The 12,098-nt window shown below is 60.4% G+C and carries 10 protein-coding genes; 4 read left to right on the top strand and 6 right to left on the bottom strand.

The genetic code is table 11. From position 1 onward, the window contains the following. Nucleotides 1–112: 112 nt before the first annotated feature. Complete coding sequence (locus tag BS626_RS04555; protein WP_075181212.1) at nt 113–1,771, top strand: ATP-dependent endonuclease; 1,659 nt, start codon at nt 113–115, stop codon at nt 1,769–1,771. 135 nt (nt 1,772–1,906) lie between these two features. Here BS626_RS04555 and cspD read toward each other — a convergent pair whose 3' ends face one another. Then, nucleotides 1,907–2,131, bottom strand: a complete 225-nt coding sequence (gene cspD / locus BS626_RS04550; protein ID WP_075181211.1) for a cold shock-like protein CspD — start codon at nt 2,129–2,131, stop codon at nt 1,907–1,909. Between the two features lie 308 nt (nt 2,132–2,439). On the opposite strand from cspD, the gene clpS reads away from it, so the two are divergent. Together clpS and clpA are read left to right on the top strand one after the other, a co-directional pair. Next, nucleotides 2,440–2,760 (top strand): ATP-dependent Clp protease adapter ClpS, encoded by a 321-nt coding sequence (clpS, locus tag BS626_RS04545; protein ID WP_075181210.1) that lies wholly within the window; start codon nt 2,440–2,442, stop codon nt 2,758–2,760. Nucleotides 2,761–2,802: 42 nt separating this feature from the next. Continuing rightward, nucleotides 2,803–5,079, top strand: a complete 2,277-nt coding sequence (gene clpA, locus BS626_RS04540) for an ATP-dependent Clp protease ATP-binding subunit ClpA (protein ID WP_075181209.1) — start codon at nt 2,803–2,805, stop codon at nt 5,077–5,079. Nucleotides 5,080–5,176: 97 nt separating this feature from the next. On the opposite strand, the gene infA is transcribed toward clpA, so the two are convergent. From infA to trxB, 5 genes are all read right to left on the bottom strand, one after another. After that, nucleotides 5,177–5,395 (bottom strand): translation initiation factor IF-1, encoded by a 219-nt coding sequence (gene infA, locus BS626_RS04535; RefSeq protein WP_002211347.1) that lies wholly within the window; start codon nt 5,393–5,395, stop codon nt 5,177–5,179. Nucleotides 5,396–5,695: 300 nt separating this feature from the next. Then, nucleotides 5,696–6,388 carry a leucyl/phenylalanyl-tRNA--protein transferase gene (aat, locus tag BS626_RS04530; protein WP_075181208.1) on the bottom strand — a complete coding sequence of 231 codons (693 nt, stop codon included), beginning with the start codon at nt 6,386–6,388 and terminating at the stop codon, nt 5,696–5,698. Nucleotides 6,389–6,421: 33 nt separating this feature from the next. Continuing rightward, nucleotides 6,422–8,155: a cysteine/glutathione ABC transporter ATP-binding protein/permease CydC gene (cydC, locus tag BS626_RS04525; protein WP_075181207.1), complete on the bottom strand. Its 1,734-nt coding sequence runs from the start codon at nt 8,153–8,155 to the stop codon at nt 6,422–6,424. Continuing rightward, nucleotides 8,155–9,927, bottom strand: a complete 1,773-nt coding sequence (gene cydD, locus BS626_RS04520) for a cysteine/glutathione ABC transporter permease/ATP-binding protein CydD (protein ID WP_075181206.1) — start codon at nt 9,925–9,927, stop codon at nt 8,155–8,157. Before cydD ends, cydC begins: the two co-directional genes overlap by 1 nt. A gap of 145 nt (nt 9,928–10,072) precedes the next feature. Further along, nucleotides 10,073–11,032 (bottom strand): thioredoxin-disulfide reductase, encoded by a 960-nt coding sequence (trxB, locus tag BS626_RS04515; protein WP_075181600.1) that lies wholly within the window; start codon nt 11,030–11,032, stop codon nt 10,073–10,075. Nucleotides 11,033–11,507: 475 nt separating this feature from the next. Here trxB and lrp point away from each other — a divergent pair, with 475 nt between their 5' ends. Continuing rightward, nucleotides 11,508–12,002: a leucine-responsive transcriptional regulator Lrp gene (lrp, locus tag BS626_RS04510; protein ID WP_017347019.1), complete on the top strand. Its 495-nt coding sequence runs from the start codon at nt 11,508–11,510 to the stop codon at nt 12,000–12,002. The last annotated feature ends 96 nt before the right edge of the window (nt 12,003–12,098 follow it).

Below are 12,098 nucleotides of genomic sequence, written 5' to 3'. Positions count from 1 at the left end.
CCTTTTTGTTAGCGCGAATGGCATTAAGCATAGACGAAAGGGTTAACGCTGCCTTGACCACCCGGGGCAGAGCAGCCACGCTGAAAAGAAACCAGGTCAAGGAATCCTCACTATGCGGCTGGTCCATCTTGCGGTCACCGGTTTTCGCGGCCTCAGCCGGCTGTCGCTTCCGCTCGAAAATGACAACGTGTTAATCGGCGAGAATGCCTGGGGCAAATCCAGCCTGTTGGATGCCCTGACGCTGTTGTTGGCGCCGGATACGGCGCCTTATCAGTTTCGCCCGCATGACTTCTATTTTACGCCGGGCGAGCAGGCGACCCGGCTGCGCCATCTGCAGCTGGTGTTTACCTTCGAAGAGAGCAGCATCGATGAGCGCCAGCAGCCGCGCTACCGCGCGCTGCGCAGCGGCTGGCATCGGGAGGGGAGAGGGCTGTATCGCCTGCGCTATCAGGCCAGCGGCGACCTGGACGAGCAGGGGGAAGTGACGACCCGGCACCACTTTATCGATCTGCGGGGCGAACCGCTGAGCGATATGGACGTGGGCGAGGCGGTGGCGACGCTGGTGCGACTGCATCCGGTATTGCGGCTGCGCGACGCCCGGTTTAACCGTCCCTGGCGGCAGGAGTCGGCCCCGGCGGCGCGGCGCGACAGCGATGCGCTGGCACGGCAGATCGATGCGCTTACCCGCGATCTGGTGGCGCGGCCACAGCACCTCACCGACGGCGCGCTGCGCCAAGGGCTGCTGACCATGCAACAGCTGCTGGAACACTATTTTTCGCTGCAGCAGCCGCAGGAGAGCCAGCCGTCGGCGCGCGGCCGCGACCGCGAGTCGCGCCAGGGCTGGCGCTATCTGGATAGCCTGAATCAGACCATCGCCAGCGCCGACAGCCGCAGCCGGCGGCTGATCGTGCTGCGGATGTTTGCGCTGCTGGTGCGGGCGCGTGGTAGTCATCGTTTGCACCCGCACGCCCGCCCCCTGCTGCTGATTGAGGACCCTGAGACCCGGCTGCATCCGATTATGCTGGCGGTAGCCTGGGGGCTGCTGGCTCTGCTGCCGCTGCAAAAAATCACCACCACTAACTCCAGCGAGTTGCTATCGATGGTGCCAATCGAACAGGTGTGCCGGCTGGTGCGCGAGTCGGGGCGGGTGGCCGCCTGGCGTCTCGGCCCCGAGGGCATTAGCCGCGAAGAGGCGCGCCGCATCGTGTTTCATATCTGCGTTAACCGCCCAGGCGCGCTGTTTGCACGCTGCTGGCTGCTGGTAGAGGGAGAAACCGAGGTGTGGGTGGTGAACCAGCTGGCCCGCCAGTGCGGTTATCATTTTGATGCCGAGGGGGTTAAGGTTATCGAGTTTGCCCAGTCCGGTCTGCGGCCGCTGCTGAAGTTTGCCCAGCGGATGGGGATCGAGTGGCACGTGCTGACCGACGGCGACGAGGCCGGGAAAAAGTATGCCGCGACTGTGCGCAGCCTGCTGCAGCGCGCGGAAGACGCCGAGCGCCAGCATTTGACGATTCTGCCGGCGCCGGACATGGAGCACTTTCTTTACCGGGAAGGTTTTCAGCACGTGTTTCACCAGCTGGCCCAGCTACCGGACCGCGTGCCGATGAACGCCCGGCGTGTGATCAGCAAGGCGATTCACCGCAGCACCAAGCCGGATTTGGCGATTGCCGTCGCGGGCGCCGCGGCCGAGCGCGGCGTAGCGTCGATTCCGCCGCTGCTGCGCACTCTGTTTACCCGCGTATTGTGGCTGGCGCGCGGGCGAGCTGACTGAACCCTTTGTGCCCTGGCGGTTGAAATGCGCACGGGGCCCCCCATTTCTGTGAAGGTCTTTTCCGGCGAGGGAAAAGGAAAAAATGCCAGCGCAGAAGCTGGCATTTTGTGACCGCGTTGGTCAAAATGGGGAGTCTCAGGCGTTGACCGTGGCCGTTTCCAGCGGAACTATCAGGCTGGCATGGTTGCCTTTCGGCCCCTGATGGACATCAAACCGGACGCTTTGCCCGGCTTTGAGGGTACGGTAACCCTCCATTTGAATGGTCGAGTAGTGAGCGAAAATATCGTCGCCGCCGCCGACCGGGCAAATGAAGCCGAAGCCTTTGGCGTTATTGAACCATTTAACAGTACCCGTCTCCATGTTTCTGGAACCCTCGCAAGACAATTCAGTGAAGAGAGCAGCAGGCTCTCTGCCTGTAAGCTGTCTACAACGCAACCAGCTTGTGTCTGTACAATGTCGAAAAAGAGGCCGGGTCGTCAAGCCATCGCCGGTCACGCGCGAGGATAAAATCCGTAAAATTTGAAGCAGATAACGCTATTGCAAATTTTGTGACCAGGGTCGCGTGAGGCGCCGCGGCGTCGTTGCAGCGGCGCGCACCGGCGGGGTTTAACTTACTGAGCAACGTGCTAGTCTGAAAGGGTGCGCTGCGTAACAAACTGTAGGATTGTATGGGAAAGACCAACGACTGGCTTAACTTTGAACAGCTTGCGGACGCAAAGGTACGTGAAGAGCTGAAGCCGCCGTCGATGTACAAAGTCATCCTGAATAACGATGACTATACGCCGATGGAATTTGTGATTGACGTACTGCAAAAGTTCTTTTCTTATGATGTTGAACGTGCAACGCAACTGATGCTGACCGTGCATTATCAGGGGAAAGCGATCTGCGGGGTGTTTACCGCCGAAGTGGCTGAAACCAAGGTGGCCATGGTCAATCGCTATGCGAAAGAACATCAGCATCCGTTGCTGTGCACGCTGGAAAAAGCCTGAACGAAGCCACTGGCTTCTGGGCGATAATTGGGGGAGGTGCCTATGCTCAATCAAGAACTGGAACTCAGTTTAAATATGGCTTTCGCCAGAGCGCGTGAGCACCGACACGAGTTTATGACCGTCGAGCATCTGTTACTGGCACTGCTCAGTAACCCGGCGGCGCGTGAGGCACTGGAAGCCTGTTCGGTGGACATTGTTGCTCTGCGTCAGGAACTTGAAACCTTCATCGAACAAACCACACCGGTGCTGCCCGCCAGCGAGGAGGAGCGCGACACCCAGCCGACGCTCAGCTTCCAGCGCGTTCTGCAGCGCGCGGTATTCCACGTGCAGTCCTCCGGTCGCAGTGAGGTCACCGGCGCAAACGTGCTGGTGGCTATCTTCAGCGAGCAGGAGTCCCAGGCGGCTTATCTGCTGCGCAAACACGAAGTGAGCCGCCTCGACGTGGTGAACTTTATCTCTCACGGCACGCGCAAAGACGAACAGGCTCAGGCACCCGGTGCCGAGAATCCCGTCAATGAAGAGCAGGCAGGCGGGGAGGACCGGATGGAAAACTTCACCACCAACTTAAACCAGCTTGCCCGCGTCGGCGGTATCGATCCGCTGATTGGCCGTGATAAGGAGCTGGAGCGTGCCATCCAGGTACTGTGCCGGCGCCGTAAAAATAACCCGCTGCTGGTGGGCGAATCCGGAGTGGGTAAAACCGCTATTGCTGAAGGGCTGGCCTGGCGCATTGTGCAGGGCGACGTGCCGGATGTGATGAAAGCGTGCACCCTGTACTCGCTGGACATCGGTTCGCTGCTGGCCGGGACGAAATACCGCGGCGATTTCGAAAAGCGCTTCAAGGCGCTGCTGAAACAGCTGGAGCAGGATCAGAACAGTATTCTGTTTATTGATGAGATCCACACCATTATTGGCGCCGGCGCGGCTTCCGGTGGTCAGGTGGATGCGGCTAACCTGATTAAGCCGCTGCTCTCCAGTGGCAAAATCCGCGTAATGGGTTCCACCACTTATCAGGAGTTCAGCAATATTTTTGAGAAGGATCGCGCGCTGGCGCGTCGCTTCCAGAAAATCGATATCACCGAGCCGTCGGTGGATGAAACCGTGCAGATCCTCACCGGGCTGAAGCCGAAGTACGAGGCGCATCACGACGTGCGCTATACCGCGAAGGCGGTGCGTGCCGCGGTGGAACTGGCGGTGAAATATATCAACGATCGTCACTTGCCGGATAAGGCCATTGACGTCATTGATGAAGCGGGTGCCCGCGCCCGCCTGCAGCCGGTGAGCAAGCGGAAGAAAACCGTCAATGTTGCCGACATCGAGTCGGTCGTGGCGCGCATCGCACGCATTCCGGAGAAGAGCGTCTCCTCCAGCGATCGCGACACGCTGAAAACCCTCAATGATCGGCTGAAGATGCTGGTGTTCGGTCAGGATAACGCCATTGAGGCGCTGACCGAAGCCATTAAGATGAGCCGTGCCGGTTTGGGGCAGGAGCGCAAGCCAGTGGGCTCTTTCCTGTTTGCCGGGCCGACCGGGGTCGGTAAGACGGAGGTGACGGTACAGTTGGCGAAGGCGCTGGGTATTGAGCTGCTGCGCTTTGACATGTCCGAGTATATGGAGCGCCATACCGTCAGTCGCCTGATCGGTGCGCCTCCGGGCTACGTAGGCTTCGATCAGGGCGGACTGCTGACCGATGCGGTGATCAAACATCCGCACGCGGTGGTGCTGCTCGATGAGATTGAGAAAGCGCATCCGGACGTGTTTAACCTGCTGCTGCAGGTCATGGATAATGGCATGCTGACCGATAACAACGGGCGCAAGGCCGATTTCCGCAACGTGGTCGTGGTGATGACCACCAATGCCGGCGTGCGGGAGACCGAGCGCAAATCCATCGGCCTGATCCATCAGGATAACAGCACCGATGCGATGGAAGAGATCAAGAAAATCTTTACGCCGGAGTTCCGCAACCGTCTCGACAATATCATTTGGTTCAAGCACCTCTCTGCGGAGGTTATCCATCAGGTGGTCGACAAGTTTATAGTTGAGTTGCAGGCGCAGCTGGATGCAAAAGGGGTGTCGCTGGAAGTCAGCGACGAAGCCCGCGACTGGCTGGCCGAAAAGGGCTACGATAAGGCGATGGGCGCGCGGCCAATGGCGCGGACCGTGCAGGAAAACCTGAAGAAACCGCTGGCCAACGAGCTGCTGTTCGGCTCGCTGGTGGACGGGGGATCGGTGACGGTGGGGCTGGATAAAGAGAAAAACCAGCTGACCTGTCAGTTCCTGAGCGCTGAGAAGCGTAAAACGGCCGGTACTGTGCACTGAGCTTCGGGTAATGGGCACGCAAAAAGGCCGGACATCTGTCCGGCCTTTTTTTCAGCCATCGAGCAGCCGACGCAGCGGCTACGCGGCAAAAAGGGGCTTAGCGACTACGGAAGACAATGCGGCCTTTGCTCAGGTCGTACGGTGTCAGCTCAACGGTGACTTTGTCGCCCGTCAGGATGCGGATATAGTTTTTACGCATTTTACCGGAGATATGAGCGGTCACCACGTGTCCGTTTTCCAGTTCAACGCGGAACATGGTGTTAGGCAACGTATCAAGTACGGTACCCTGCATTTCAATATTGTCTTCTTTGGCCATCGAATCCTCTGGGTGGACTACCTAAGTTTTAAACCGGCAAGATAATGCCGAATTTCCTGTGTTAAGTAAAGAATTGTTGGTGAATTCACCAGCAACACGGATTGCCGCTAAATACCCCATTTAGCGGTGATGCGCTTATGCAGCCTGAAGTGTAGACGTCCATGAAAGGAGGACCGGGCGACGCAGTAATCTGGGGTCCGGGACGGCAATCCGTGGGATTGCGGCATCATCGGTCAGCACACCAAACCCATGGATTATACCATCGTTTACAGAATCTGTGTGGAAAACCCGTGCGCCGGGTCAAAACAGCGTGCGGGCGCGCCAGCAGTCGCTGGACAGCGGGAGCGACTGCAACAGCATCAGCTGCTGCAAATAGTCGGCGCGCGCAATATCCCGCGCGCCGAGCGAGGCGGTATGCGGGTTCAGCACCTGGCAATCGATCAGTTCGCCGCCTTGCTGCTGGAAATAGCGGCAAAAGAGCATCAGGGCGATTTTAGACGCGTTCGCTGTGCGGCTGAACATCGACTCACCGCAAAACAGTCGGCCGAGCGCTAACCCGTAAAGTCCACCAATCAGCTCCTCTTCATGCCAGACCTCCACCGAGTGCGCATGCCCCAGCTGAAACAGCTGCAGCCAGGCGCGTCTGACCTCCGGGGTGATCCAGGTGCCCTCATCGCGCTCACCGGCGCAGCCTGCCACCACCTGATCAAAGGCCTGATTCAGCGTGACCCGCCAGGGGGTGTGGCGATGGAAACGCGCCAGGCTGCGGCTGCAGTGAAATGCCCCGGGCGGCAGCACCGCGCGCGGGTCGGGCGACCACCACAAAATCGGGTCGCCCGGGGAAAACCACGGGAAAATACCGTGCTGGTAGGCCTGCAGCAGGCGGGCGGGGCTGAGGTCGCCGCCCATTGCCAGCAAGCCATTCGGTTCGCGCAGCGCCATTTCTGGCGGTGGAAAGTGCAGGGTGTCCCGCGACAGCTGTATCAGTCTCATGGTAAGCAGAGAGTCCAGAAAAGTACCGTCAGACTATAGCGCACTCTGCTGCAAAAAGGTCCAGTAGCGGCCGCGTTTTGCCACTAATTCATCGTGACTACCCTGCTCCAGCAGTCGCCCTTCATCCAGCACGAACAGCCGATCGAGCCGATCCAGCCGCTGCAGACGGTGGGTCACCATGATCCGGGTTTTCCCGCGACTGACTTCCTCCAGCACGTCGAGGATCTGCCGCTCGGTTTCGGCGTCCAGCCCTTCGGTGGGCTCGTCCAGCAGCAACAGCTCGCCGCCGTGCAGCAGGGCGCGGGCAATGCTCAGCCGGCGCAGTTCTCCACCGGACAGCATCCTGCCGCCTTCCCCGAGCCAGGCGTTCAGGCCCTCTTCTCCGCTCAGTAGACGACCCAGGCCAACGCGCTCCAGCGCCGCCGCCAGCGTGGCGTCGTCGGCGTGTGGGGCAGCCAGCAGCAGGTTATCGCGCAGCGTGGCGCTAAACAGGGTTACCCGCTGGCTGACCACGCTGGTGCTGGCGCGCAGGCTGGCTTCATCCCACGCGGGCAGCGGTATCCCGCCCACGGTAATGCTGCCGCTGTCCGGATCCCAGGCGCGGGTCAGTAGCTGGAGCAGGGTGCTTTTACCACAGCCGGTGCGGCCAACAATGGCCACTTGCGCACCGGCGGGGAGGCGCAGCGTGATGTCCTGCAGTGCCGGGACGGGCTGGTCGGGATAATGAAAACTGACCGCCTCTAACGCAACGCCGCCGTCGCGTACCGGGGAGGAAGAAACCGTTGGGGGAAACTGCACCGCCGGCGGCGTGGTGATCATCGCCTGCAGTCGCTCTGCGGAAGCGCTCACCCGGCCCAGGTGCTGAAATGCCCCGGCAACCGGCGCCAGTGCCTCAAACGCCGCCAGCGCGCAGAAGACCACCAGCGCCAAAAAAGCACCGGGCGTTGGCAGGTCACCAATGCCGCCGGCGCTAAGCCACAGCAGCAGGGTGACGGTGAGGCCGGTCACGGCAATCAGTAGCGCCTGCGACAGACCGGTCAGGTCGGCTTGTCGCTGCTGTGCCCGCTGCCAGTCGGCCTCAGTGCTATCCAGCTGGGCGCGGGCGGCGTCGCGGGCACCGTACAGGGTCAGCTCCGCCTGCCCTTGCAGAAAGCGCGTAAGCAGCAGCCGGTACTGGCTGCGCAGATGGGCGATCGCCGCCCCCGACGGTCGACCAAGCCACCAGAACAGCGGGGGCAGAACCAGCAGAGTCAGCAGCAGCAGGCCGCCGAGCGTCAGCGCCAGCGAGACGTCGAGAAAGGTGAGGCCAACGGTGACCACCACGATAGTGACCAGCGCGCCCACCAGCGGTGAGATCACGCGCAAATAGAGGTGATCCAGCGTATCAACATCGGCCACCAGCCGGTTCAGCAGATCGCCCTGGCGAAAGCGGCTCAACCCCCCCGGAGACAGTGGCAGCAGGTGGGAGAAGACCCAGACCCGCAAATGCTGCAGTACGCGGAAGGTACCATCATGGCTGACCAGTCGCTCAAAATAGCGTGATGCGGTGCGCACAATGGCCGCACCGCGCACGCCGGCGGCCGGCAGCATATAGTTAAAACTGTATAGGCCGGCAAAGCCGGCCAGCGAAGCGCCGGCGAGAAACCAGCCCGACAGGCTCAGGAGACCGATGCTGGCCAGCAGGGTCAAAATGGCCAGCAGAATGCCGAGCAGCAGGCGCAGGGCATGGCGGCGCCACAGCGGTAAAAAGCTTAATAGTGCGCGCATCAGGCATCCTCTCCGTTACGGGCCCTGAGCAGATCGCGGAACGGCCCGGGCTGGTGTTGTAGCGTTGCACAATCTCCGCGTTGAACAATCTGGCCGTCGCGCATCACCCAAACCTCATCCCAGTCGCTCAGGTGCTGCAACTGATGGGTGACCATCAGCGTGGTTTGCTGATGCGAGGCAGCGTCCAGCGCGCGCATTACGTGGCGCTCGCTGTCGGCGTCGAGACTGGCCGATGGCTCGTCGAGCAGCAGCAGCGCCGCCGGAGTGAGCAGCGCGCGCGCGACCGCAACGCGCTGAGCCTGACCCACGGAGAGGCGCACTGCCTGGTCGCCCAGCGGCGTGTCCAGTCCCGCCGGCAGCAGCGGCAGAAAGGCGCTGACGCCAGCCAGCGCCAGCGTCGATTCCAGCGCTCCGGCGTTGGCCCGCGGCGACAGCAGCAGATTCTCACGCAGCGTCTCGCCCGGCAGATGCGGATTCTGCCCTACCCAGCTGAGCTGCTGACGCCAGCTGTCGGGATCGTAATCCGCCAGCGGCCGGCCGTTGATGTACAGCGAACCGCGGCAGGGTAAAAAGCCCATCAGCGCCTGAATCAGCGAGCTTTTACCGGCGCCGCTCTGGCCAACGATGGCTATCCGCTGGCCGGGGCGCAGGGTAAAGTTCAGCGGTCCCACCAGCGGGGTGCCGTCGCGGGCGGTGATCCACCAGTCGCGCGCTTCCAACGTCAGCGCATCGATCGGCGGCAGGGACGGGCGCGGTGCGGTGGCGGGCGGCGGCTCGTCGTCCGGTTCAAGAAAGGTAAACAGCGCGTCGGCGGCGCCGACCGCCTGCGCTTTGGCGTGATAGAAGGTGCCGAGATCGCGCAGCGGCTGGAAAAATTCGGGGGCAAGAATTAAGGCGAGAAAACCGGCAAACAGGGTCACGCCCTGACCGTAATGGCCGAAGTTCAGCTCCCCCAGATAGGAAAAACCAAAGTACACCGCCAGCACGGCGATCGACAGTGAAGCAAAAAACTCCAGCACCGCCGATGACAAGAAAGCCAGCCGCAGAACGTCCATGGTGCGCAGGCGAAAACGTTCAGAGGCGGTGCGAATGGCCTCTGTTTCAGCTTCACCGCGGTGATAGAGCCGGATGGTCTCCATGCCGCGCAGGCGGTCGAGAAAATGCCCGCTGAGGCGGGCCAGCGCGGCAAAGTTGCGCCGGTTAGCATCGGCGGCGCCCATGCCAACCAGCGCCATGAACAGCGGGATCAGCGGAGCGGCCACCAGCAGGATAAGCGCCGCCGCCCAGTTAATTGGCAGCAGCGTCAGCAAAATACCGAGCGGGATGGTCACCGCCAGGGTCATTTGCGGCAGGTAGCGGGCATAATAATCTTGCATGTCATCGATCTGTTCCAGCACCAGCGTCGCCCAACTGCCGGCCGGTCGGCCCTGAATGGTAGCCGGCCCCCGCGCCTGTAAGCGGTCAAGTACCTGCTGACGCATCACCCGGCGGATCTCACGTCCGCAGTGAAAACCAACCCGTTCGCGGGCGGCGCTAAAGAGCGCGCGCAGGACAAAGCAGCCCAGCAGGCCCAGCAGCGGCAGCAGCAGGGTTTCGCGCGGAGTGTGCAGGGTAATCAGGCGCCACAGCAGGTCTGCCAGTAGCCAGGCCTGCGCAATGATCAGCGCGGCGCTGAGGGAACCGAGCAGGGCGGCCAGCCTGAGCCAGCGTCGGGCGAGGGTGCTCTGCTGTTTCAGCCAGCGGATAAGCTGGCGCTGTCGCGATTTTTCCATCGATCACGGGCTCTCAGATTGCATATCGGTGAGACTGCCAGTACGCCAGCGGGCGGCGCGTCAGGCGCTCATGTTAACGCCGGAATATAAAAAAGGCGACAGAGACGTCGCCTTTAATGGATGGAGGATCAATTAGTTAACAAATTTACTTATCGTTTTTAACCAAACCATCAAGGAAGCGTTCAGCATCAAGCGCGGCCATACAGCCGGTTCCGGCAGAAGTGATGGCCTGACGGTAGGTGTGGTCCATGACATCACCGGCGGCAAAGACGCCAGGAATGCTGGTCTGGGTGGCGTTGCCCTGCAGCCCCGACTGGACTTTGATGTAGCCATTTTCCAGCGCCAGCTGTCCGTCAAAGATGGCGGTATTGGGACTGTGGCCGATGGCGATGAACACGCCGGTCAGCGCCAGATCTTGCAGGCTGTCATCCTCGGTGCTGCGCAGCCGGACGCCGGTGACGCCCATCTCGTCGCCAAGGACTTCGTCCAGGGTGCGGCGGGTGTGCAGCACGATATTGCCGCTGTCGACTTTCGCCATCAGCCGGTCAATGAGAATCTTTTCCGCGCGGAAACTGTCGCGGCGGTGGACCAGATGCACCACCGAAGCGATGTTGGCGAGGTACAGCGCTTCTTCAACGGCCGTATTGCCGCCACCGACGACGGCGACCTGCTGATTGCGATAGAAAAAGCCGTCACAGGTGGCGCAGGCCGATACGCCGCGGCCCTTAAACGCCTCTTCCGACGGCAGGCCGAGATAGCGGGCGGAGGCGCCAGTGGCGATGATCAGCGCGTCGCAGGTGTAGGTTTCGCTGTCGCCGCTCAGGCGAAACGGACGCTGCTGCAGGTCAACGCTGTGAATATGATCAAATACGATCTCGGTATTGAATTTGACGGCGTGCGCATGCATGCGCTCCATTAACAGCGGACCGGTCAACTCATCGGGATCGCCCGGCCAGTTTTCGACATCGGTGGTGGTGGTCAACTGACCGCCTTTCTCCAGCCCGGTAACCAGCACCGGGTTCAGATTGGCGCGCGCGGCGTACACGGCGGCGGTATAGCCGGCCGGGCCGGAACCGAGAATAAGCAGTTTACTGTGTTTGGCCATGAGACCCTCAAAGTTAGTCATCGGACAATGATCGTCGATTGTAGGGAATTTAGCGCTGCAAAAAAAGGGCGATGACCGCCGGGCAGACCAATCCCTCTAACAGGCGAAGAGTGACGCTGGCGGTGTGGAGTGGAATCTAAAATACCTGTTTAAAAACAGCGACCCAGAGAAGGGATCGGCATCTTGTACTGATTTTTTCTGTTTTACTTTGACAATCAGCTAGGCATTTGCGAAAACAATGGATGAAGCAGAGAACATTTACCCTGGCCGCCGCGCACTTTGTCACCTGGCGGAGGGCAGGGTAGAACGAACTCAGTCTGTCATTCGTGATGGCGCATGGTGTGGACAGACAGCACGCGCCGCGGGAATGGGCGCGACATCGCAGCAGGCACATGACTTCACTTCGTTGACCCCGGCAGAGTGATGTTGCCAGGGGAGTGGCAGGTACAAGGGAAGCTAAAGAGAGACAATAATAATGGTAGACAATAAAAAACGCCCCGGTAAAGATCTCGACCGGATCGATCGCAATATTCTGAATGAATTGCAAAAAGATGGCCGTATTTCCAACGTCGAACTGTCCAAGCGGGTAGGGTTATCCCCCACGCCGTGCCTGGAGCGTGTGCGTCGGCTGGAACGTCAGGGGTTTATCCTTGGCTATACGGCCCTGCTCAATCCGCACTATCTTGATGCGTCACTGCTGGTCTTCGTTGAGATTACTCTGAATCGCGGCGCGCCGGACGTGTTTGAGCAATTTAACGCCGCGGTGCAAAAACTTGAGGAAACTCAAGAATGTCACCTCGTTTCCGGTGATTTTGACTACCTGCTAAAAACGCGTGTGCCGGATATGTCTGCCTACCGTAAGCTGCTGGGGGAAACCCTGCTGCGTCTGCCGGGCGTCAACGATACCCGCACGTATGTGGTCATGGAAGAAGTGAAACAGAGTAACCGTCTGGTCATTAAGACTCGGTAACTTAGGGCAGGTGCAAAACCTGATAGTTTTCGCTACACTCCTGTGAATTCATACAGTTTCAGCGTCGGGTCATGGCCCGACGCTGTCTTGTCAGCT

It is taken from the genome of Pantoea sp. 1.19 (assembly GCF_001922585.1).
Classification (GTDB): domain Bacteria; phylum Pseudomonadota; class Gammaproteobacteria; order Enterobacterales; family Enterobacteriaceae; genus 1-19.
Note: the sequence above shows the minus strand (reverse complement) of the source record. Positions and strands in the feature narration are given on the sequence as shown.